16 protein-coding genes are annotated in these 22,914 nt (G+C 73.0%); 6 read left to right on the forward strand and 10 right to left on the reverse strand.

Annotation, left to right across the window (positions count from 1 at the left end; all coding sequences use genetic code 11):
- Positions 1–45: 45 nt before the first annotated feature.
- The 7 genes from secA to EKG83_RS42425 all read right to left on the reverse strand — a co-directional run bounded on the left by secA (position 46) and on the right by EKG83_RS42425 (position 10,468).
- On the reverse strand, positions 46–2,931 hold the full coding sequence (gene secA, locus EKG83_RS42395; RefSeq protein ID WP_033429215.1) for a preprotein translocase subunit SecA: 2,886 nt from the start codon (positions 2,929–2,931) through the stop codon (positions 46–48).
- A gap of 533 nt (positions 2,932–3,464) precedes the next feature.
- The gene (gene hpf / locus EKG83_RS42400; RefSeq protein ID WP_033429122.1) at positions 3,465–4,142 is read right to left on the reverse strand and encodes a ribosome hibernation-promoting factor, HPF/YfiA family; all 678 of its coding nucleotides are present in this window, start codon (positions 4,140–4,142) and stop codon (positions 3,465–3,467) included.
- Positions 4,143–4,573: 431 nt separating this feature from the next.
- Positions 4,574–5,380 (reverse strand): ComF family protein, encoded by an 807-nt coding sequence (locus tag EKG83_RS42405; protein ID WP_228122412.1) that lies wholly within the window; start codon positions 5,378–5,380, stop codon positions 4,574–4,576.
- Between the two features lie 85 nt (positions 5,381–5,465).
- Positions 5,466–7,196 (reverse strand): LpqB family beta-propeller domain-containing protein, encoded by a 1,731-nt coding sequence (locus EKG83_RS42410; RefSeq protein WP_033429121.1) that lies wholly within the window; start codon positions 7,194–7,196, stop codon positions 5,466–5,468.
- Entirely contained in the window at positions 7,193–8,953 is a 1,761-nt protein-coding gene (gene mtrB / locus EKG83_RS42415; RefSeq protein WP_051764937.1) for an MtrAB system histidine kinase MtrB, read from the reverse strand. The genes EKG83_RS42410 and mtrB overlap by 4 nt, the downstream gene beginning before the upstream one ends.
- Positions 8,954–8,963: 10 nt before the next feature.
- Positions 8,964–9,641, reverse strand: coding sequence for an MtrAB system response regulator MtrA (gene mtrA / locus EKG83_RS42420; protein ID WP_033429120.1), 678 nt, complete (start codon positions 9,639–9,641; stop codon positions 8,964–8,966).
- Positions 9,642–9,826: 185 nt separating this feature from the next.
- Positions 9,827–10,468 (reverse strand): dTMP kinase, encoded by a 642-nt coding sequence (locus EKG83_RS42425; RefSeq protein ID WP_033429213.1) that lies wholly within the window; start codon positions 10,466–10,468, stop codon positions 9,827–9,829.
- Positions 10,469–10,609: 141 nt separating this feature from the next.
- Here EKG83_RS42425 and EKG83_RS42430 point away from each other — a divergent pair, with 141 nt between their 5' ends.
- The gene (locus EKG83_RS42430; protein WP_084716142.1) at positions 10,610–11,566 is read left to right on the forward strand and encodes a hypothetical protein; all 957 of its coding nucleotides are present in this window, start codon (positions 10,610–10,612) and stop codon (positions 11,564–11,566) included.
- A gap of 210 nt (positions 11,567–11,776) precedes the next feature.
- Here the strand turns inward: EKG83_RS42430 and ahcY are convergent, their stop codons facing one another.
- Entirely contained in the window at positions 11,777–13,240 is a 1,464-nt protein-coding gene (gene ahcY, locus EKG83_RS42435) for an adenosylhomocysteinase (RefSeq protein WP_153278775.1), read from the reverse strand.
- Positions 13,241–13,365: 125 nt separating this feature from the next.
- Between ahcY and EKG83_RS42440 the strand changes: the two genes are divergently transcribed.
- On the forward strand, positions 13,366–15,741 hold the full coding sequence (locus EKG83_RS42440; RefSeq protein ID WP_051764935.1) for a hypothetical protein: 2,376 nt from the start codon (positions 13,366–13,368) through the stop codon (positions 15,739–15,741).
- A 1-nt stretch (position 15,742) separates the two neighbouring features.
- Here the strand turns inward: EKG83_RS42440 and EKG83_RS42445 are convergent, their stop codons facing one another.
- Positions 15,743–15,958 carry a hypothetical protein gene (locus tag EKG83_RS42445; RefSeq protein ID WP_033429118.1) on the reverse strand — a complete coding sequence of 72 codons (216 nt, stop codon included), beginning with the start codon at positions 15,956–15,958 and terminating at the stop codon, positions 15,743–15,745.
- A gap of 406 nt (positions 15,959–16,364) precedes the next feature.
- Between EKG83_RS42445 and EKG83_RS42450 the strand changes: the two genes are divergently transcribed.
- Together EKG83_RS42450 and EKG83_RS42455 are read left to right on the forward strand one after the other, a co-directional pair.
- Positions 16,365–16,805, forward strand: coding sequence for an RNA polymerase sigma factor (locus tag EKG83_RS42450; RefSeq protein ID WP_153278776.1), 441 nt, complete (start codon positions 16,365–16,367; stop codon positions 16,803–16,805).
- Positions 16,798–17,763: a Crp/Fnr family transcriptional regulator gene (locus EKG83_RS42455; RefSeq protein ID WP_228122413.1), complete on the forward strand. Its 966-nt coding sequence runs from the start codon at positions 16,798–16,800 to the stop codon at positions 17,761–17,763. The genes EKG83_RS42450 and EKG83_RS42455 overlap by 8 nt, the downstream gene beginning before the upstream one ends.
- Before the next feature lie 46 nt (positions 17,764–17,809).
- Here EKG83_RS42455 and EKG83_RS42460 read toward each other — a convergent pair whose 3' ends face one another.
- Positions 17,810–19,330, reverse strand: coding sequence for an amino acid permease (locus EKG83_RS42460; RefSeq protein WP_033429116.1), 1,521 nt, complete (start codon positions 19,328–19,330; stop codon positions 17,810–17,812).
- 84 nt (positions 19,331–19,414) lie between these two features.
- Between EKG83_RS42460 and EKG83_RS42465 the strand changes: the two genes are divergently transcribed.
- Together EKG83_RS42465 and EKG83_RS42470 are read left to right on the forward strand one after the other, a co-directional pair.
- Positions 19,415–20,647, forward strand: a complete 1,233-nt coding sequence (locus EKG83_RS42465) for a glutamate mutase L (protein WP_033429115.1) — start codon at positions 19,415–19,417, stop codon at positions 20,645–20,647.
- A gap of 10 nt (positions 20,648–20,657) precedes the next feature.
- Complete coding sequence (locus EKG83_RS42470; protein ID WP_051764933.1) at positions 20,658–22,913, forward strand: hypothetical protein; 2,256 nt, start codon at positions 20,658–20,660, stop codon at positions 22,911–22,913.
- Position 22,914: the final 1 nt, after the last annotated feature.

Raw genomic sequence — 22,914 nt, forward strand, 5'->3', positions numbered from 1 at the left:
GTGCGTGTTCGCGGTCGCGCGCGCCCGAGGGCTCGCGCGTGCGCGCTAGCGCTGCCCCTTGTTCCGCTGCCCCTTGGCCTGGGCGCGGGCCGCCGCGCGGCGTTCCTTGCGGGTGCCGCTCTGGGAGGCGCCGCCGGCCTGGTTGGGGTTGCCGCCCTTGGTCTGGGCGTCGCCACTCTCGGACGGGCCCGTGTAGGTCAGGCCCTGCTGGCCGCGGCCGTCCAGGCCCTTGCCGCGCAGGGCGGGGGGGATGGCGTTGCCGCTCTGGAGCTGCGCCAGGGCCGGGCCGGCGGGGGCCTGGTTGGCCGCGGCGGCTTCGGCTTCCTGCTGGGCCGCCGCCGCCGCGGCGGCGGCGCGGGCGCGGGCCCGGCTGCCGGCGAGGGGGCCGCCGTTGGCGATGGAGACCTGGACCGGCGGTTCGGGCGCGGGCTGGGGTTCGGCGGCTTCGACCTGCAGGTTGAACAGGAAGCCGACGCACTCCTCCTTCAGGGCGTCCAACATCGTGTTGAACATGTCGAAGCCCTCCCGCTGGTACTCGATCAGCGGGTCGCGCTGGGCCATGGCCCGCAGGCCGATGCCCTCCTTGAGGTAGTCCATCTCGTACAGGTGCTCGCGCCACTTGCGGTCGAGCACCGAGAGGAGGACGCGGCGCTCCAGCTCGCGCATGGCGCCCGCGCCGACGCGGCCGTCGATGTCCGCTTCGCGCGCCTCGTACGCGGCCAGGGCGTCGGCCTGCAGGGTCGCCTTGAGCGATTCGCGGGAGAGGTCGTCCTCGTCCTCGACGAGCTTCTTGTAGTCGAGGGTGATCGGGTACAGCGTCTTGAGCGCCGTCCAGAGCTTGTCGAAGTCCCAGTCCTCGGCGTAGCCGTCGGCGGTCGCGCCGTCGACGTACTCGCCGACGACGTCGGTGATCATGTGCGTCACCTGGTCGCGCAGGTCCTCGCCGTCGAGCACGCGGTTGCGCTCGGCGTAGATCACCTTGCGCTGCTCGTTCATGACCTCGTCGTACTTGAGGACGTTCTTGCGGATCTCGAAGTTCTGCTGCTCGACCTGCGTCTGCGCGCTGCGGATGGCCCGGGTGACCATCTTGTGCTCGATCGGCACCTCGTCCGGCACCTTGAGCCTGGTCATGACGGTCTCGACCATCGCGGCGTTGAAGCGGCGCATGAGCTCGTCCTGGAGGGACAGGTAGAACCGCGACTCGCCGGGGTCGCCCTGGCGGCCGGAGCGGCCGCGCAGCTGGTTGTCGATGCGCCGCGACTCGTGCCGCTCGGTGCCGAGCACGTAGAGGCCGCCGGCCTCGCGGACCTCCTCGCCCTCGGTCTTGACCTCGGCGCTGATCTCCTCGATCAGCTTCGCCCACGCGGCCTCGTACTCCTCCGGCGCCTCCACCGGGTCGAGGCCGCGTTCGCGCAGCTCGTGGTCGGTGATGATGTCGGGGTTGCCGCCGAGCACGATGTCGGTGCCGCGGCCGGCCATGTTGGTGGCGACGGTGACGGCGCCCTTGCGGCCGGCCTTGGCGATGATCAGCGCCTCGCGCTCGTGGTGCTTGGCGTTCAGCACCTCGTGCGGGATGCCCTTGCGGACGAGCAGCTTGGACAGGTACTCGGAGCGCTCGACGCTGGTCGTGCCGACGAGCACCGGCTGGCCCTTCTCGTGCCGCTCGGCGATGTCCTCGGCGACGGCCTCGAACTTGGCCTCCTCGGTCTTGTAGACGAGGTCGGGCTGGTCCTTGCGCTGCATCGGGCGGTTGGTGGGGATGGGCACCACGCCGAGCTTGTAGGTCTGGTGGAACTCCGCCGCCTCGGTCTCGGCGGTACCGGTCATGCCGCCGAGCTTCTCGTACAGGCGGAAGTAGTTCTGGAGGGTGATCGTGGCCAGCGTCTGGTTCTCGGCCTTGATCTCGACGCCTTCCTTGGCCTCGATCGCCTGGTGCATGCCCTCGTTGTAGCGGCGGCCGGCGAGCACGCGGCCGGTGAACTCGTCGACGATCATGACCTCGCCGCCGCGGACGATGTAGTCCTTGTCCTTGTGGAACAGCTCCTTGGCCTTGATCGAGTTCTGGAAGTAGCCGACGAGCGGGGTGTTGGTCGAGTCGTAGAGGTTGTCGATGCCGAGCTGGTCCTCCACGAACTGCACGCCCGCCTCGGTCACGCCGATGGTGCGCTTGCGCTCGTCGACCTCGTAGTGGGTGTCGCGGCGCATGCGGGTGGCCAGGCGCGCGAACTCCAGGTACCAGCGGGACGACTGGTCGGCCGGGCCGGAGATGATCAGCGGGGTGCGGGCCTCGTCGATGAGGATCGAGTCGACCTCGTCGACCAGGGCGAAGAAGTGGCCCCGCTGCACGGTCTCGTCACGGCTCCAGGCCATGTTGTCGCGCAGGTAGTCGAAGCCGAACTCGTTGTTCGTGCCGTAGGTGATGTCGGCCTGGTAGGCGACCCGTCGCTGCTCGGGGGTCATCTCCGAGAGGATCGCGCCGACGGTCAGGCCGAGGAAGCGGTGGATGCGGCCCATCCACTCCGCGTCCCGTCGGGCCAGGTAGTCGTTGGTGGTGACGACGTGGACGCCCTTGCCGGCGAGGGCGTTCAGGTAGGTCGGCAGCACCGAGGTCAGCGTCTTGCCCTCACCGGTGCGCATCTCGGCGATCTGACCGAGGTGCAGCGCGGCGCCACCCATCAGCTGGACGTCGAAGGGCCGTTGGCCGAGGGTGCGCTTGGCGCCCTCCCTGACCACGGCGAACGCCTCGGGCAGCAGTTCGTCGAGGGACTCTCCGTCGGCGTGCCGACGGCGGAACTCCTCGGTCTTCGCGCGCAGCTCCGCATCGGAGAGGTCGACGACGTCGTCTTCGAGGGTGTTGATGTGCGCTGCGATGTTGCGCAGGCGCTTGAGCATCTTGCCCTCGCCAGCGCGGAGCAGTCGGGACAGCACCATCCGGGTCGACCTCATTACCTCATCGCGACGCGCCCGGGGGTGGGCGCCTTCCAGCGGCTCGTCACGGGGGCATGGCGAGCCTTCACCAACTGCCATCGTAGGCAAGTCGTGAAGGTGTGTGCACAGACACAGGTAGGAAGGGGTGCGAAACGCCCCGTGACGGGCGACGGGTTGGGACTCGCTTTACCTGCGGCGGAGTGTTGGCAGGGGGGCGTCGAGGGGTGTCCGAGTGGGCGACACGCGGCGCCGGAGCGGAGGACACGCGGTGTCCGAGCGGAGGACACGCGGGGCCTGAACGTCGAACTCGCCGGGTCTGGAGGTTCGACACGCCGGGTCTGGGGGTTCGACTCGCGCGGGTTGAGGGGTGGCTCGCGGGAGGCGGCGGGCGCGGGTGGGTGGCGGCGTGTGGGGGGTGGGCGCTCGTGGGAGGAGGCAGGGGGAGCGCGGGTGAGGGTGGGTAGGCGTGGGACCCCCGGCGTGCTAGGGACGCCGGGGGTTGAGTGGTCTGGGTGGGGGGACCGTGGTCAGGTGGGTCAGGCCAGCCTGATCACGCCGTAGTCGAACCCTTTCCGGCGGTAGACGACGCTCGGACGTCCGCAGTCCGCGTCGGAGAACAGGTAGAAGTCGTGGCCGACGAGCTCCATCTCGTAGAGCGCCTGGTCCACGGTCATGGGTTTGGCCGGGTGCTCCTTCTCCCGCACCACCCGGCCTGGGAGGTTGTCGTCGACGTCGTCCCAGCGCTGCGCGGGCACTTCCGCCATGCCCTCGTGGTCGGGTTCCGACTCGGTCTCCAGCACCGCGGTGCGCCCGCGCCACGCGCTCTGCGCTTCGCCGTCGATGCCCGGTGGTGTGGTGGCCGTCAGACCACCGGTCGCCTCGGCGACCGACGTCGGGCCACGTCGTCCGTGGTGCACGCGCCTGCGGTCGTGCGACCGGCGCAACCTGCTTTCGAGCTTGGTGACCGCGGCGTCCAGCGCGGCGTAGAAATCACCTGCGCAGGCTTCGGAGCGGACCACCGGACCACGTCCCTTGCCGGTGATCTCCACGCGTTGGCAGTTCTTCGACTGCCTGCGGTTCGGCTCGTGGAAGAGCTCCACGTCGAAGCGGATGACCTTGCGGTCGTAACGCTCAAGCCGGGCCAGCTTTTCGGCGACGTGAACCCGGTAGTGATCGGGCACCTCGACGTTGCGGCCCTTAACGACGATGTCCATACACGACCTCCCTCGCTTAGGGGCGAGCTGTGGCTTTGGATCGTTCGGCACCGGATACGCGATCGTCTTCGCGGACTTGTCGCTGAGGGTTGTCCCCCACCGACCCCACCGGCGCCAGGGTCATGGGCTGTTCGCCTCCTCCCCGCGTTCCGGGAACGCTGATAGCGGTGGACGTTAGCCCGGTATTCGCCGCTGCGACAGCCCCCGAGGCGGGGGAACTCCAAGATTTTCTTGTCGTAACGCAGAGCGACGAAAAATCACGGTTCACCGCCTCCCAGGTGGGCACGCCCGGACACCGCACGGACGCCCGCTCACCCGAACGGTCCAGCCGGTCACGGACATCCACCGGCAGGGCCGCTACGTCGAACAGCCTCCGCATGGCCGTCATGTCAGGCCAACGGTCGAGCGCGCCGGGTGGTTCCCGGCTGAAATCACTCGACCGGGTGGGTTCGTCGAGCGGTGGTCAGTGCGAGGACCCCGGATACCCGGAACCCACCCGATTTCAACACCGAAATGCAGGCGCGCGCCGTGGAACCCGTCGTCACCACGTCGTCCAGCAGGACAACCGGTGTTCCCGGCGGTGGCAGTCCACCCGGAACGATCCGCACCCGACCGGCCAGATTCAGCCTTCGGGACCCCGCGTCCAACCCGATCGAATCGCGAACGCCTTTCGCGAAAGCGAGGGCCGGCGCCACGGGAAAGCCGGACGCCCGTGCCATTCTCAGCACGTGGGAACCGCCTCGGGCGCGAGCCGCCGACGACCGGGAGGGGGCGGGGACCAGCCACGCGCCGATCGGGCCGTCGGCGACCGGAGGGACGAGGGGTGGGGGGACGAGGGGTGGGAGGCCGAGGAGTGGGGGGCCGACGGGTGGGGGCACGTCCGGTGAGGGGGCACCCGGCACCAGCGTGCGCGAGTGCGGGAGGAGGGAGTGGGGCGCGGGCGGGTCGGAGCCGGGCGGGTGGGGGCGGAGTGGGTGGAGGCCGGGCAGGCGTGGGAGGGCGGCGGCGATCAGGGCGCCGAACACGGCGGCCAGGTCGCGCCGCCCCCGCTCCTTGAACGCGAGCACCAGTTCGCGCGCCGCGCCGGCGTAGGGCGCCAGGGCGAACACCGGCGGCCCGGTACCGGTTCCCCGGACGCGCAGCGGCGGCCCGAACGCGGCCAGGCAGCGGGCGCACGCGCGCACGCCCCAGGTGCCGCAGCCGGAACAGCGGGGCGGGAACAGCAGGTTGATCACCATGACCCGAGCGTGCCGGCGACCACCGACAGTCCCGGGCCCCCGGAGCACCCCGGCGGGATTCCCGATCGGGTGAAAAACCGCGGGCTCAGCCCGGGTAGAAGACCTGCGCCCCCGGCCCCACCGCCGTCGTCGACGAGCGCCACACGTCGCTGACGTCCCCGGCGGTCCACAGGCCGCTGCCGTCGACCGCCAGCACGTTGCGCCCGGGCGCCGCGGTCACCGAGGTCACCGGCGCGGTCAGGTTCGAGGTGTTGTACCGCTCGATCCCCAGCCCGTCGATGTTGACCTTGGCGATCGGCCACGTGGCCAGCGACGTGCTGACCACGATCACGTCCTGCGCCAACCAGTCGAGCCCCAGCGCGTTCGCGCCCAGCAGCGACGGCTGGACGTTGCGCGGCGAGCGCAGCGTCACCGCGCCGTCCTGCCCGCGCACCACCGCCGCCACCAGCAGCCGCCCGCCGGCCACCGCCGCGACCCTCGACCCGTCGCGGGACAGGCGCAGCTCGGTGACGGTGCCGTGCGGCCCCAGCTCGGAGGCGTTGACCGTGCGGGCGCTCCACCCGTTGTCGGTGCGCACCACCCGCACCACGTTGGTCCCGTCGACGACGGTCCACACCTCGCCGCTGGGCTCCTCCGCCTGCCCGCTGTGCAGCCACGTCGGCCTGGTCATCGAGGCCGCGGTCAGGTCGATCTGGGCCAGCTCCTCGCCCACCCCGCCGACGCGCAGCCGCACCGAGCCCTCGCCGACGCGGTTGACCACGGCCAGCCGGTTGCCGTCCATCGACTGGGCGGCGGCCACCACCTGGTACTCCCCCGACCCGGCGGGTCCGGGCACCTCCGCGCCGTCGACGTGGCGGACCCGGCCGCCGGTCAGCAGCATGCCGGTCAGGCCGGCGTCCGGCGTGGTCAGGGACTCGCCGGTGGTCACGTCCGCGGACCGCCAGTCGCGCCGCTCGGCCAGGATCTGGTCGCCCTCCACCAGCACCCGGATGCGGCTGCTGCTCACGCCGGTCATCGACTTCACCACCTGCGCCACGACCTGCTTGCGCGCGGCCGCGGTGATGTCGCCCATCTTGGTCAGGTCGACCTGCAGCGCGCCGTCGTCGGCCTCGACGGTGTCCTTGCGCTGCTCCGCGCCGTTGGGGATGGCCGTGGCCAGCGCGCCCCGCATGGCCACCGCGGGCCCCTTGAGCAGCAGTTGCATCACCCGGTGCGGGATGGACGTGGACGGCGCGATCACCACGTACCGGGGGTCGGGCACCAGCACGCTGAAGTCGGTGTTCCAGAAGTACAGCGTCACCCGCCGGTAGAACCGGTTGAACCCGCCCTGCGTCACGTAGATGCCCTCGGGCGGGCTGGAGATGCGCCACTCGCCCTTGCCGTCGCGCTCGACCCCGATGGCGGTGTCGACGGCGCCGACGCGCTCGATGAACGAGTTGTCCTCCGGCAGCAGCCGGCCGACCTGCTTGCCCTGGAGCAGCACGGTGCCGCGCTTGTCGTCGTCGACCGTGGGTCCCGCGGGCACGGTGTTGAACGTGGAGTCGATGATCGTCGGCGTGCCCTTGGTGTTCCAGGTCTTCTTCGCGCCGTCGGTCAGGTACGCCTTGGCCGCGGCGTAGTCGCCGTCGGGGTCGGCCGCGGCGTTGACGAACTCGCGGACCAGGGTGAGCGGGTCGATGCCGGCGGCGGGCTCGGGCGCGGCCGCGCCGGTCGAGCTGCCCGCGGACGGGTTGACCGGGATCGGCGAGGTGCTGGTCGGGATCGCGGCGCAGCCGGACGCGAGCAGCAGGACCAGGACCGCCGCGAGGAGCCTCACCGGACCTCCTCGCGCTCGCCGGTGACCGGTTCGGCGGGCTGCCACGTGATCTCCTCCTCGGTCAGCTCGACCTCCTCGACCGGCTCGGGCGCCTCCGGCTCGGGTTCGGGCGCGACCGCGGGCAGGTCGGGCGGCTCCAGCGGCAGCGGGCTGCCGGTCAGCTCGTACCCCCGCCGGCACGGCAGGGTCAGCCGGAACACCGCGCCGTACCCGCGCTCGCCCCACGCCTGGAGCCAGCCGCCGTGCAGGCGCGCGTCCTCCAGGCTGATCGACAGGCCCAGGCCGGTGCCGCCGGTGCGGCGGTTGCGGGACGGGTCGGCGCGCCAGAACCGGTTGAACACCAGGTCGGCCTCGCCGGTGCGCAGGCCCACGCCGTGGTCGCGCACGACCACCGCGACCGCGTCGTCGTCGGCGCGCATGGTCAGCTCGACGGGCAGGCCCTCGCCGTGGTCGACGGCGTTGGCCAGCAGGTTGCGCAGGATGCGCTCGACGCGCCGGGCGTCGACCTCGGCCACCACCTCGTCGTCGGGCAGGTCCAGCACGATGGCCGAGCCGCTGCTGTTGGCGATGGCGCGCACCGCGTCGTGGGCGCGGCGGGCCAGCACGCGCACGTCGACCAGCTCGGCGGCCAGCTCCTCCACGCCCGCGTCCAGGCGGCTGATCTCCAGCAGGTCGCCGAGCAGCGACTCGAACCGGTCCAGCTCGTCGACCAGCAGCTCGGTGGAGCGGGCCAGGCCGGCGGGGAACTGCTCGCGGGAGGCGTGCAGCACGTCGGCGGCCATCCGCACGGTGGTCAGCGGGGTGCGCAGCTCGTGCGAGACGTCGGAGGTGAAGCGGCGCTGGAGCTGCCCGAACTCCTCCAGCTGGTGGATCTGCCGCTGGATGCTGGCGGCCATCTCGTTGTAGGACTCGGCCAGCCGGGCCACGTCGTCCTCGCCGACCACGGGCATCCGCTCGTCCAGGTCGCCGTCGGCGAACCGCTCGGCGATCTCGGCGGCCTGCCGCACCGGCCGCACGACCTGCCGGGTGACCAGGTTCGCGATCACGGCGAGCAGCACCAGCAGCACCAGGCCGCCGACGACCAGGGTTTTCTGCACGACCTCCGCGGTGGCCTGCTCACCGGTCAGCGGGAACAGCAGGAACAGGTTCATGGCGCGGTCGGACGTGCTGACCAGCCTGCCGACGACCAGCAGCGTCGTCGGCCCGTTCTCCCGCTCGACGGTGGTGATCTGGTAGCCGGTGCTGTTGCGCTCCAGCAGCGCGAACAGCCCGGCCGGCACGTCGCGGTACGGGCCGGCGGCGACCGGTTCGCCGTCCTCGCCGAACTGCCCGGGGTCGAACAGCACGGGCTCGAACGCGCCGGCGCCGGAGCTGGTCGGCGCGAGGTTCGCCCCCGAGCTGTTGATCTTGTTGAGGGCGAGGGCGAACCGGGCCTTCACGCTGTCCGGGCCGGGGTTGAGCCCCGACATCTCGGGCTGGATGGCCGCCGCGGCCGCCTCGGTCTGCCGGACCGCCGCCTGGATCTTGTCCTGGAGCAGCTGGTCGGTGATCTGCACCTGGAGCACCATGCCCAGCACGAACACCACCGCCGAGGACAGCGCCAGCGTGCTGACCACGACCCGCAGCTGCAGCGAGCGCCGCCACAGCTCGCTGAACGCGACCACCCGCCGCCGGGCGCGGTCGGCCGCGCGGCGCGCCTCGCGCACCACGGGGTCGGGCAGGCGCCACCGGCGCGACCGGTCGACGGACGACGTCATCTGCCGCCGATCACGGAGGACCCGCCTTGTACCCGACGCCGCGGACGGTCAGCACCACCTCGGGGTGCTCGGGGTCGCGCTCGACCTTGGAGCGCAGGCGCTGGACGTGCACGTTGACCAGGCGGGTGTCGGCCGCGTGCCGGTAGCCCCACACCTGCTCCAGCAGCACCTCGCGGGTGAACACCTGGCGCGGCTTGCGGGCCAGCGCCACGAGCAGGTCGAACTCCAGCGGGGTGAGCTGGATCGGCCTGCCCTCGCGCAGCACCTCGTGGCCGGGGACGTCGATGGTCAGGTCGCCGATCTGCAGCACCTCGGCGGGCTCGGCCTCGGTGCGCCGCAGGCGGGCGCGGATGCGCGCGACCAGCTCCTTCGGCTTGAACGGCTTGACCACGTAGTCGTCGGCGCCGGACTCCAGGCCCAGCACCACGTCCACGGTGTCGCTCTTGGCGGTCAGCATCACGATCGGCACACCCGACTCGGAGCGGATGGCCTTGCAGACGTCGATGCCGTTCATGCCGGGCAGCATCAGGTCCAGCAGGACCAGGTCCGGCTTGAGCTCGCGCAGCGCGGGCAGGGCGCGGGCGCCGTCGCCCACCACGGCGGTGTCGAAGCCCTCGCCCCGCAGCACGATGGTCAGCATCTCCGCCAGGGCGGGGTCGTCGTCCACGACGAGCACGCGTGCCTTCATGCCCAACATCGTCCCATTACCGGTCGGGAACCCACGCATCGCCCGGTGGTCATCGCCGCTGGTCGCCACACGGGTCCGGTCCGTGACCACTCTCTGCCGCCGTTGCACGTGACCGCCTCGCCTCGCCGAACCGGGATCGTCAGCGGGTCATCGGCGTGGTGGTGACGTTTCGTTACATCCTCATACTAATGGGTGAACCAGCGGTCGACGATGACGTCGACGCGCAGGTCAGCGGTGCCGTCGAGCACCTCCCAGGGTGACAGCCACCCGGCCGCGGCCAACCCGTCGTACACGGCGGCGCACCGGTCCTGGAGGCCGCCGTCGGACTCGTACAGGTCGCGGTCCCTGGCCTCTTCCGCCTCGCGCCGCGCCGCGCGGTCCGCCGCCACGCCCGCGGGCACGCGCAGCAGCAGCTGCAGGTCGGGGATCGGCAACCCGAAGCGCCCGATCTCCAGCTCGCGCACCCACCCGGTGAACCCGCCGTCGGCCGGCTGCCGCAGCCGGGCCGCGCCGTAGGCGGCGTTGGAGGCCACGTACCGGTCGAGCAGGACCACGTCGTGGCCCTCCAGGTCGGCGCGGATGCCGTCGGCCGCGCCCCGCCGGTCCAGGGCGTAGAGCACGGCCATGCCGTGCACCGAGTCGGTCAGGTCGCCCAGCCGCCCGTGCAGGGCGTCGCGCACCAGCTCGGCGTGCACGTCCTGCTCGTAGCGGGGGAACGCGCCGGTGGCGACCGTCATGCCCCGCGCGCCCAGCGCGTCGGTCAACGCCCTGGCCAGCGTGCGCTTGCCGGCGCCGTCCAGGCCCTCGATCACGACGAGTTTTCCCACGAAGAACACCCTAAGGGGCCGATCCGGTCCACGTTCGGCGGCATCACGTCGCCCAGTCGGGTGATGAGACATCCTTTCGATCACCAGATCGAGTGACTACGGTGAACCCAATTTCCGGTTGCGCGAAAGGGTGGTGCCGCGGTGACCGCGGATTCCGGGCACGCCAGACCGGTGGACGAGCCGGTCGGCCACCCGACTGGGGGGTTGCCGAGCGCGCTCGCCGAAACGCTGCGCTACGGACCGTTCCACCGGGCCCTGCACGACGCCATCGCGCACCGGGGCCTGTCCCTGGCCCGGCTGCGCGCGCACCTGGAGCAGCAGGGCGTCCAGGTCGGGCAGTCCACGCTCAGCTACTGGCAGCGCGGCCTGCGCCACCCCGAGGTGCCGCGCGCCATCGCCACCGTGCGGGCCCTGGAGACGGTGCTGCGGCTGCCGCCGGAGTCGCTGGTCGCGCTGGTCGGCCACCGCCCCCAGCCCCGCACGCCCCGGCCCTCGTGGCTGTCACCCGCGCCGCTGCCCGCCGAGTTCGAGACCGTCGCCGACGGCGGCGTCAACACCGAGCTCGACGTGCTGTCCGTGCACGACACCGTGCTGGTCGGGCCGGAACGCGAGCAGCGGTCGATCACCACGCGGCTGGTGGTGCGGGCGGCGAAGGCCGGGCCGGACCGGTTCCTGGCCGTGCACCGGGGCGACGCGGGGTGCCTGATCGACAACGCCCTGGTGCGCACCGGCGAGGGCTGCCGGCTGGGCCGCACGCGGCGCAGGCACGCCGACCGCGGGCTGGCCTTCGAACTGCTGTTCGACCGCAGGCTCGCCGAGGGCGAGGAGCACGTGTTCAGCTTCACCGTGGTCGACGACACCGGCGGGCCGACCCCGGGCCACCACCGCACGTTCCGCGAGCCGTGCCGCAACTACCTGCTGCAGGTGGCGTTCAGCCGCCGCGCCCTGCCCGCGCGCTGCACCAAGCAGTTCCGCGGCGACCCCGGGTCGACCCCGGTGGACCTGGAGGAGCTGGTGTGCGGGCTGGGCGGCTTCGTCAGCGCCTGGTTCGAGGACGTCGGCCCCGGCGTGGCCGGCATCGGCGTCGAGTGGACCTGAGCAGACGCGAAGGAGACGCCGGGGGCGCCTGGCCCGACCACCACGCGAGGTCGCGTCGGCGTGTCGCGACGCGTTTTCCGCCGATCACGCTTTTCGATCGGCGGAAAACACGTCGCGATGGGCCGACTCCCAGGCGACCTCGCCGCCCCGCCGGAGGCGGGGCCATCGAACACAGCCCTCGCCGCCCCGCCGGAGGCGGGGCCATCCAACTCAGTAGCGGTAGTGCTCCGGCTTGTAAGGCCCCTCGACGTCCACGTCGATGTACTCGGCCTGCTCCTTCGACAGCTTGGTGAGCTTGCCGCCCAGCGCCTCCAGGTGGATGCGGGCGACCTTCTCGTCCAGCTTCTTGGGCAGCCGGTAGACCTCCTTGTCGTACTCCCGGTGCTTGGTGAACAGCTCGACCTGCGCGATCACCTGGTTGGAGAAGGAGTTCGACATCACGAAGCTCGGGTGGCCGGTGGCGTTGCCGAGGTTGAGCAGGCGGCCCTCGGACAGCACGATGATCGAGTGGCCGTCCGGGAACACCCACTCGTCCACCTGCGGCTTGATGTTGATCCGCCGGATACCCGGGAAGCGCTGGAGGCCGGCCATGTCGATCTCGTTGTCGAAGTGGCCGATGTTGCCGACGATGGCCTGGTGCTTCATCCGGGCCATGTGCTCGATGGTCACCACGTCCTTGTTGCCGGTCGTGGTGATGATGATGTCGGCCTTGTCGAGCACGTCCTCCAGCACCTGGACGTCGTAGCCGTCCATGGCGGCCTGCAGGGCGCAGATGGGGTCGATCTCGGTGACCACGATCCGGGCGCCCTGGCCGCGCAGCGACTCCGCCGCGCCCTTGCCCACGTCACCGTAACCGCAGATCACGGCCACCTTGCCGCCGATCAGCACGTCCGTGCCGCGGTTGATGCCGTCGACCAGCGAGTGGCGGATGCCGTAGCGGTTGTCGAACTTCGACTTGGTCACCGCGTCGTTGACGTTGATCGCCGGGAACAGCAGCTCGCCGGCGGCGGCCAGCTGGTAGAGCCGCATGACGCCGGTGGTGGTCTCCTCGGTCACGCCGCGGATGCCCTCGGCGATCTTGGTCCACTTGCCGGAGTCCGCCGCGAGGGACCTGCGCAGCGTCTCCAGGACGATCCGCCACTCCTCGGGGTCGTTCGCCTCGGGCTGCGGGACGACACCGGCCTTCTCGTACTGCACGCCCTTGTGGACCAGCAGCGTCGCGTCGCCGCCGTCGTCCAGGATCATGTTGGGGCCGCCGCCGTCCGGCCAGGTCAGCATGGACTCGGCGGTCCACCAGTACTCCTCCAGCGTCTCGCCCTTCCAGGCGAACACCGGGACGCCCTTCGGCTCCTCGACGGTGCCGTGCGGGCCCACCACGACCGCGGCCGCGGCGTGGTCCTGCGTGGAGAAGATGTTGCACGACGCCCAGCGGACCTCGGCGCCCAGCGACACGAGGGTCTCGATCAGGACGGCGGTCTGGACGGTCATGTGCAGCGAACCGGAGATCCGGGCCCCCTTGAGCGGGTAGACCTCCGAGTACTCGCGGCGCAGCGCCATCAGGCCGGGCATCTCGTGCTCGGCCAGCCGGATCTCCTTGCGGCCGAACTCGGCCAGGGAGAGGTCCGCCACGGCGAAGTCGATGCCGTTGCGGGTCTGGAGCCTCTCGGCGGTCATCGCGGGTTCCTCCATCTCGGGTGCAGCCGACCATACCGCCCGCCACGCCGGGTCCCCGAAGTCGGCCGCAACGGTGCGCCCATGCACCACTATGGCCTGGCCGGCCCGAGCTCGTTGGAGGATTGGTGCTGATTCCCGGCCCCGACACGAGGGTGGTCGAACTGCGGGTGCACGGCGTCCAGGGCACCACGCCCCAGTCGCTGGTGGACGCCGTGGCCGCGGTGGACGTGGCGGGCGACGGGCTGGGTCGCGTGGTGCGGCCGGCCGACCGGCTGCGCAGGCCCGTGGCCGGTCCCGTGCTCCAGGCGGGCGGTCGGCCGGTCTCGCGCGTGGTCGAGGGCTACGTGTGGGGCGGCATGACCTCCGGCGGCTGGGCCAAGGCGACGTGGGCGCTGCTGTTCCCGTTCTCGCTGGCCAACGTCGCGCACTGGATGCTGCCGCCGACGCCGGCCGGCAGCGTGGTCGCGCACCTGCTGGGCGTGTGCCTGCGCGCGCTGCTGCGGCTGGCGGCGCTGCTGCTGACCGTGCTGCTGGTGGCGCAGCTCGCGGTGATCAGCCTGGACCTGGTGGCCGCGCAGTGCCTCGCGCCCGGGTCGGCGTGCCTGTGGGGGCCGCCGTGGGCGGGCACCGCGCCGTGGGTGCGGGCGCTGGTCGGCGTGGTGCCGATCGCGCTGGTCCTGCTGGTGCTGCACCGGATGTCCAGTGTGGACTGGCGGATCGAGCGCGGCGAGCCGCGCGCCGCGACCGGGCCGAGCTCCGGCCTGCCCGGCGCGCCCGTGGCCGCCGACCCCGATACGCCCGCGCTGCGCGTGCTGCACCTGGTGGCCGGGCTGGGCACGGCCGTGGTGGTCGCGCTGGGCGGCCCGCCGGGGCCGATCCTCGCGCCGGGCTGGCACGGGCGGGCGATCGCGGGGTGCTGGGCGGCCGGGCTCGCCCTGGTCGGGGTGTCCGCGCTGGGCGCGATGCTGCTGGACGACCCGACGGGCGGCGCGCCGCACCGGGGCGGGCGGTGGCTGCGCGCCGCGCTCGGCCGCGGGCCGCGGCGGGTGCTGCACACCGCCGCGTGGCTGCTGCTGCTGGCGGCCACCGCGCTGCTGGTCCGGCTGCCCGCCGAGCTGCCCGGCGCGGACCTGGGCGTGCAGCTGGTGGCGGCGCTGGTGGCGCTGGTGTGCCTGCTGATCGGGCTGCTGCTGGTGCCCGCGGCGCTGCTGGCCCGGCGCGAGTGGGCCGGGCAGCCGCGCGAGCTGCGGCCGTGGGCGGGCGGTTGGATGGCCGCGCCGGTGGTGGCGCTGGCCGCGCTGCTCGGCGGCGGGTTCGGCGCCGGGCTGGCGCTCTCGCTGCGCCTGGTGCTCGGGCACGGCGAGCTGCCGCGCGGGTACACCTACATCACGCTGCTGTGGGGCGTGGCCGGGGTGCTGGCGCTGGCCGCCGGGGTGGCGATCGCGATCGCCACCGGGATGGTGCGGTGGAGCTCGGTGCGGCGCGAGGAGGAGTGGGCGCGCGAGGCGGCCCTGCTGCACTCCGGGCGCACCCGGGACGCGGCGCGCGCCGCGCGGGCGTGGTGGTGGGCCCGGTGGCAGCGGCGGCACAGCCACCAGGCGGTGCTGGTGGTGGCCGCGGTGCTGGCGTCCGGCGCGGTGCCCGCGGCGTTCCTGCGGCTGCGCGAGGTCGACCCGCCGCCGTGGACGAAGCCGGTGTCCGGGTTCGGCGTGGTGGTGCTGGCGCTGCTGGTGCTGGCGCTGCTGCGCGCCGTGTACCTGGCAGCGCGGCGGCCGGACAAGGCGCGGCAGGTGGGGGTGCTGGCCGACCTGGCGGCGTTCTGGCCGCGCGAGGCGCACCCCGTGGTGCCGCCGTGCTACGCGCTGAAGGTGGTGCCGGAGCTGGTGGCGCGGGTGCGGGAGCACCTGGCCGACCCCGGCACGCGGGTGGTGCTCGCCGGGCACAGCCAGGGCAGCCTGCTCGCGGCGGTGGCCGTGGCCCGGCTGCTGGAGGAGCTGCCGGAACCGGACGCCGAGCGGTTGGGCCTGGTCACGGCCGGGTCGCAGCTCCAGTGGGCGTACCCGCGGGCGTTCCCGGCGGTGGTGCCGCACGGCTCGCTGGCGTCGCTGTGCGGTCGGCTCGGCGGGCGGTGGCGGGCGCTGTGCCGGGGCACCGACGCGCTGGGCGGCGCGGTGACCACGTGGGACCGGCAGGTGTTCGACGGGATGCTGCTGGGGGTGGGGTTCCGGGCCGACGGGACGTCCGGCGCGCTGCCGCCGGCGCGGCGCGGGCCCACGGGCGCCCTGGTGCTCGGCTGCGACCACTGGCTGCCGGACCCGCAGCGGGGGCCGTTCCCGGGGCGGCGGTGGGCGCCGGGGGTGAACCGGCACGCGGACTACACCTCGGACCCGGAGTGGGACCGGGCCGTGGCGATCGCGGCGGGCTTGGAGGGCCTCGACCCGCTGCCGCCGCCGGTGCTGCCGGTCACGCGGCGGGGGCCGGTGGTGTCGCCGGAGCCGTAGGTCAGGTGTCGTCGCGCCCGCCGGGCAGGTCGTGGCCCACGTGGGCGTGGAAGAAGGCGACGGCGACGCCGCTCGCAGCCAGGCCGGCGAGGACCGAGGCCGCGGTGTTGTCCCCGGCGAGGTAGGCCAGCACGCCCGCCGCCGTGCCGCAGGCGAGACCCAGCAGCAGGACGAGGGCGGTGCGGGCGCTGAGCAGGGGCCGCGTGGGGTGGCTCACGGGGTTCCTCCGGGTGGGTGGGACCGGTCGTGGGGCTTGTATGTCGTGGAGCGGCACACATGGCACCGCCGATCCCCATCCACCCCCGATTCGTGCCTTGGGCCGTTCGCCTCGACATAGAACCCTTCGTCCGGGTGAGTTCCGTCCAAGGGGGTCGCGATTGGATGAGACGGATGATCGTCGTCAGGAGGAGGCCGAACTCTGCGACGCATTGGTCGCCAGGGGGTGCGCGGGGCCCGAGTGGCAGAGGTTCGTGGAGGTCATCGCGAAGTACGGGCACGCCCTGATGATGTCGTGGTTGAGGTCCGAGGCGATCTTCGCCAGGTGCGCCGAGAAGGGGTGCGCGGTCGGCGGGCCGCCTCCCTACTGGGAACACGAGGACCTGGTCAGCCTGGCCGGTGACACAGTGGTCAAGGCGATCGACGAGTTCCGGCGCAAGGCCCTGCTCGGCGGGGAGTGGGACCCGGCCGGCGGGGCGAGCCTCAAGTCGTACTTCACCACGGCCTGCGTCTACGCGTTTCCGAACGTCTACCGGAAGTGGAGCACCGACTTCAACCGGCGCCGGCGGGAATCGGCCAGGTCGATGGACCTGGAGGGACTCGTCGGCACCGCCACCACGACCCCGAACCCGGCCGACGCGGCCGTCACCAGGCTCGAGGTCAAACGCGGTCTCGCCGCCATCGCGGACGAACGCACGAGGCAGGCCCTCGTCCTGCGTGAAGCCGGTTACACCGTGAGGGAGATAGCGGAATCACTCGGCACGTCACACGGCACGATCAAAGGTCTGCTGGAACGACATCGGAGAACCGCCGACCAACCGGTCCGGGACGGAGGTGGCAATGCCTAGGCGAACTCACACCGGCACGGACCTGCCTATCGACGACCTGATCGACAACTCCTCGTTCGGCACGGAAGGCGCCCGCGACCTCCGTGAACGGACCCCGGACGACGTTGCCGACGCGATCGTCGACCGGGTCGAGCGGCGTGCCAGGACGGTGCTCCACCGAGGCGACAACGTCGCCGCAGCGGTACCGGGCGTTGCCGAGTTGTCGGCCGCCGGCACGGTGGTCACGGGTTCCCTGGCGGTCGCCACCGCCCCGCGGTGGGGCTCGGGCACAGCCACCCAGGACCCCGTCTGGCCCGGCAACAGCCTGCTGGGTCGTCTGCGGGAGATCACCAGGCAAGAGCTGATCGACATCGGCACGCTCGTGCGCTACACAGCCGATCGCGAGGTGATGGAACAGGACGCGAAGGACACCCACGTCCTCCTGCTGCTCGACGGCTTCGTCAAGGTCCAGGTCACCGACCAACGGGGCAACTCGGCGTTGCTGGCCGTCAGAGGACCGGGCGACCTCGTGGGCGAGATGACCGCGCTGGACCAGGAGCCCCGCCCCGCCACCGTGGTCACGTGCGGCGACGTGGTCGCCAAGCTGATCACCAGCGGGGAGCTGATGAGCTTCCTGCACCGGCGCAACGACATGTTCGTGGAACTGATCGGGATGATCAACGATCGGCTCCAGTGGGCGAACCAGCGCAGACGGGACTTCCTGTCCCACCCGCCCGCCGAACGGGTGGCCCGGGTGCTCGCCGAATTGGTGCAGACCTACGGCCGCGAGGAGCCGCACGGGTGGACGCTGGGCATCCCGCTGACCAAGGTCGAACTCGCCTCGATCGCCGGGACGAAGCCCAGGACCGCCCAGAAGGCGTTCTCCGACCTGCGCAAAGCGGGGGTGGTGGTCAGCCACCTGAGGCGCGACGTGCTGATCCCGGACCTCGCCGCCCTGCGGGAGTTCGCCGGCATCTGACCGGACAGTGGTCCGGTCCCGCCCAGCGGGACCGGACCACCCGCCCTCACGGGATCTCGTCCTCCTTCGCCACCGGCACCGCCGTGGCACCGCGCCGCCCCAGCAGCGAGTGCCGCCGGCTGTAGGTGAAGTACACGACCACCCCCAGCGCCATCCACACCAGGAACCGCACCCACGTCAACGCGGTCAGGTTCAGCATCAGCCACACGCACGCCACGATCGCCAGCACCGGCACCACCGGCACCAGCGGCACGCGGAAGCCGCGCGGCAGGTCCGGCCGGGTCCTGCGCAGCACCAGCACGCCCGCCGACACCAGGACGAACGCGAACAGCGTGCCCACGTTCACCATCTCCTCCAGCTTGTCCGCCGGGAAGAAGCCGGCCGCGAAGGCGACCAGCACGCCGATGAGCGCGGTGATCCGGTACGGGGTGCCGTGCCCGCCGGTGCGGGCCAGGCCGCGCGGCAGCAGGCCGTCGCGGGACATCGCGAACAGCACCCGCGACTGGCCGAGCATCAGCACCATCACCACGGTCGTCAGGCCGGCCAGCGCGCCCACCGAGATGACGGTGGCCGCCCAGTCCACGCCGTTGGCGGCGAACGCGGTGGCCAGCGTCGCGCGCGTGCCGTCGGGCTGGGTCCTCAGCTCGGTGTAGGGCAGCATGCCGGTGAGCACCAGCGACACCGCCACGTACAGCACGGTCACGATGGCCAGCGACCCGAGGATGCCGCGCGGCACCGCGCGCTGCGGGTTCCGCGTCTCCTCGGCGGTGGTGGCGACCACGTCGAAGCCGATGAAGGCGAAGAACACCAGCGACGCGGCGGCCAGCAGCCCCAGCACGCCGTAGGTGGAGCTGCCGAAGCCCGTCATCAGGGAGAACAGCGACTGCTCCAGGCCCGACGCGGTGCTGCCGCCGGTCTGGGCGGGCGGGATGTACGGGCTGTAGTTCTCCGCCTTGACGTACCCGATGCCGAGCACGACCACCAGCAGCACCACCGCCACCTTCACGGCCGTGATCACCGCGCTGACCCGCGACGACAGCTTGGTGCCCACGACCAGCAGGGTGGTCAGCGCCGCGATCAGCAGCAGCGAGCCCCAGTCGACGTCGACGCCGAGCACCGCCGCGGTGGTCTTCACGTCCAGCCCGAGCTGCCCGAGCACCGTCTGCAGGTACAGCGACCAGCCCTTGGCCACGGCGGCCGCGCCGACCGCGAACTCCAGGACCAGGTCCCAGCCGATGATCCAGGCGGCGAACTCGCCGAACGTGGCGTAGGAGAACGTGTACGCGCTGCCCGCCACCGGCACGGTCGAGGCGAACTCGGCGTAGCACAGCGCGGCCAGCGCGCAGGTGATCGCCGCCAGCACGAACGCCAGCGACACCGACGGCCCCGCCATGTTGCCCGCGGTGGAGGCGGTGAGGGTGAAGATGCCCGCGCCGATCACGACCGCGACGCCGAACACGGTCAGGTCCCACGCGGTGAGGTCCTTGCGGAGCTTGGTGTCCGGCTCGTCGGTGTCCGCGATCGACTGCTCGATCGACTTGGTGCGCCACAGCCCGTTCCCCGGCACGGCGTTCGCCTCCTGGTTGGTGTACTGGTCCGTTCAGACTAGAGGTGGGGTGCGACGACCGGCCGCACCGGTAGTTTGCGCCGCATGACCGTGCTGTGCTTGGACATCGGCTCCACGTGGACGAAGGGCGCCCTCGTGTCGGGGGACGGCGAGCTGCTGGGCACGGCGCAGCACCCGACCACCCCACCCGAGGTGCTCCGGGGGGTTGACGCGGTCGCCACCGCTTTAAACGCCGCCGATCGGGTGCTGGCGTGCTCGTCGGCGGGCGGCGGGCTCAAGCTGGCCGTGGTCGGGCAGGAACGCCTGGTCAGCGCCGAGGCCGGCTACCGGGTGGCGCTGTCGGCGGGCGCGCGGGTGGTGCACGTGTCGGCCGGGCCGCTGGACGGCGCGGGCCTGCGGGCGCTGCGCGCGGCCCGACCGGACGTGGTGCTGCTCGTCGGCGGCACGGACGGCGGCGACGACTCGGTGCTGCTGCACAACGCCCGGCGGCTCGGCGCGAACCGCGTCCCGTGCCCGGTGGTGCTGGCGGGCAACGCCGAGGCGCGCGCGGAGGCGTCGCGGCTGCTCGCCGGGCGCTCCGTGGTGGCCACCGCGAACGTGCTGCCGGACGTCGGCGAGCTGGCGCCCGGCCCGGCACGCACCGCGATCAGGGAGGTGTTCCTCCGGCATGTCATCGGCGGCAAGGGCCTGTCGCGGGGGCCGCGGTTCCGCCGGCTGGTGCGCGCGGTGACGCCGGACGCGGTGCTCGGCGGCGTGTCCCTGCTGGCGCGGCGGCACGAAGGCGCGGTGCTCGTGGTCGACGTCGGCGGCGCGACCACGGACGTGTACTCCGCGGTGCCGGGCGCGGACGGGCCGGAGCGGGTGGTCGCGCTGCCGCCGGAGCGCCGCACCGTCGAGGGCGACCTGGGCGTGCGCTGGTCCGCGGACACGCTGGTGACCGCGGCGTTCCAGGACAAGCTGGTCGGCGAGGCCGAGGCGGCGGACCTGCGGGCGGCGGGCGACGACCCGGGCGCCGACCTGCGCCTGGGCACGCTGGCCGCGGTGCTGGCCGTGCGCAGGCACCTGGCGCTGGTCGACGGGCAGCTGGGGCCGCGCGGCGCCGACCTGCTCGTGCTGTCCGGCGGGGTCTTCCGGCACGCGGCGTCCGTGGACGGCGTCGAACGCGCGCTGCGCGCCGACCCGGTGCTGCGGCCGGTGCTGCGCGAGGCGCGCGTCACCGTCGACCGCGACTACGTGCTGGCCCCGGCCGGCCTGCTGGCGGGGGCGGGGCTCGAAGGGGCCGCGGAGAACCTGATCGGCCGAACGGGACTTGCGTAGTGTCGGGCCGGTGGGACCCGTCCGCATCGAGATGTCCGGCGAGGCGGCGACGGTCGTCCAGGCCGGCGCCATCACCGGCGGCGTGCACCTGGGCGCCCCGCGCGCCGCGCCGTCACCGGCCCGCCCGATCACCGGGTGGCACCCGTTCGACCTGGACGTGCACCGGGCGGTCGGGCCGACCGACCTGCCCTACCTGCCCGCCTACCTGCCGCGCGGGCACGACGCGGCGCTCGCCGCGTGGCTCACCCCGCCGTCGACCGGGATGGCGGTGCTGACCGGCGGGTCGTCCACCGGCAAGACCCGGGCGCTGTACGAGGCGGTGGCCGCCCACCTGCCGACGTGGCCGCTGGTCTACCCCCGCACGGCCGAGGACCTGCTGCGCGTGCTCGCCGCCGGGATCGAGCCGGGGACCGTGCTGTGGCTCAACGAGACCCAGAACCACCTGACCGGCACCCACGGCGAGCAGGCTGCGGTGGCGCTGCGCACGCTGCTGGAGTTGCCGGGGCCGTTCGTGGTGCTGGGCACGATGTGGCCGCGGTACTGGTCGGCGCTGGCCGCCCAGCCGCAGGCCGGCGGCCTGCTGCGGCACCGCGTGGAGCGCATCCGGGTGGCCGACCGCCTGACCCCGGCGCAGGCGACCGCCGCCCCCGACGACCCGCGCCTGCGCCGGGCCCTGGCCACCGCGCACGACGGCAGGGTCATCCAGGTGCTGGCCGGCGGCCCGGCGCTGGTCGAGTGCCACGAGCACCCGGACACCACCGAGGACCGCTACGCCACCGCCATCGTCACCGCCGCGCTCGACGCCAGGCGGCTGGGCCACCACGGCCTGCTGCCGGCCGCCCTGCTGGCCGGGGCCGCGCCCGGCTACCTGGACGAGGAGGACCGGGTCGACGCGCCGGGCACCTGGTTCGCCGACGGCATGGCGGTGGCCGCGAGCGACCTGCTGGGCGTGGCGGCGCTGATCCCGAAGCGGCGCGGGCCGGGCGTCGGCCCACCGGACGGCTACGACGTCCACGACTACCTCGACCAGCACGCCCGCACCACCCGCCGCCGGGCGGTCACCCCGGACTCGCTGTGGGACGCCCTGGTCGAGCACACCACCGACCCCGAGGACCGCTTCCGCCTGGCCCGGGCCGCCTACCACCGGCTGCGCTACCGCCACGCCGACCCGCTGTACCGGCAGGCGGCCGACGCCGCTCCCGACTCGGCCGGACGCATGGTCGACGTGCTGGTCACCCACGGCCGGGTCGACGAGGCCGCGGCACTGGTGGCCCGGGACGCGGAGTCGCGCCGGGTCTGGACCTGGCCCTCCTCGGCCGCGGTGCACCACCGCCGGAGGTTCACGGATCTGCTGGTCCACCGGCACGGGTCACGGCGCCACTTCGGCCATCACCTGGCCGACGACCTCATCGCGCTCGGGGAGGAGGACGAGGCCATCGACCTGCTCCGGCACATGGCGGGGCCGAGCGACACCAGGGCCGCCTGGAAGCTGGGCGACCTGCTGGCCCGCCGGGGCCGGTGGCCCGAGGCGCTGGAGGCCATGCGCCACGTCGACCGGCAGCAGGTCATGCCGTGGCTGGCCGAGCACCTGGCCGCCGCGGGCAACCGCGAGCGCCTGCGCGAACTCGCCGAGGCCGGTTGCTTCGAGGCCCAGGTCTACCTGACCGGGCGGATCCCCGACGACATCCCCACCAGGCGGACGCGCGAGTGCCTGCGGGCGACGCGGCCACCGGCCCGCCGGCTGCTCGCCCACCTCCTGGACCACAACCGGACCGACGTCGTGGTCGAGATGGTCATCGCCCGGACCACCCCGTTCGAGACCGTCGAGACCCTGGTCGACCTCGCCGTCGAACGCGGGCACCGACCGCTGCTGATCTCGGTGCTGCGCAGCGTGCTGGACGACTGGGACGTGGCCGACCGCCTCAACTGGGAGTACCGGGCCCCGATGCTGCTGGCCGACCTGCTGGTCGCGGAGGGCCGGTGGGACGACGCGCTGGCCCTGGCCAGGGGTGCGAAGTGGGCCCAGGAGTGGATCCCCCGGCAACTGGCCGCCGCGGGCAACCTCGACCGGCTCCGCGCCCTGGCGGACGCCGAGCAGCCGCACGCCCAGCGGGAGCTGGCCGCCCTGCTCGCCGAGCGCCGGAACTTCACCGAACTGACCGACCGGACGACGAAGGGCGACGAGCACTGCGCGCGGCAGCTCGTCGCCCTCGCCCTGGACGGTGCCCTCCCGGACGGCGAGCGCCTGCTCACCGACGGGTTGTGAA

Source organism: Saccharothrix syringae (genome assembly GCF_009498035.1).
GTDB lineage: Bacteria > Actinomycetota > Actinomycetes > Mycobacteriales > Pseudonocardiaceae > Actinosynnema > Actinosynnema syringae.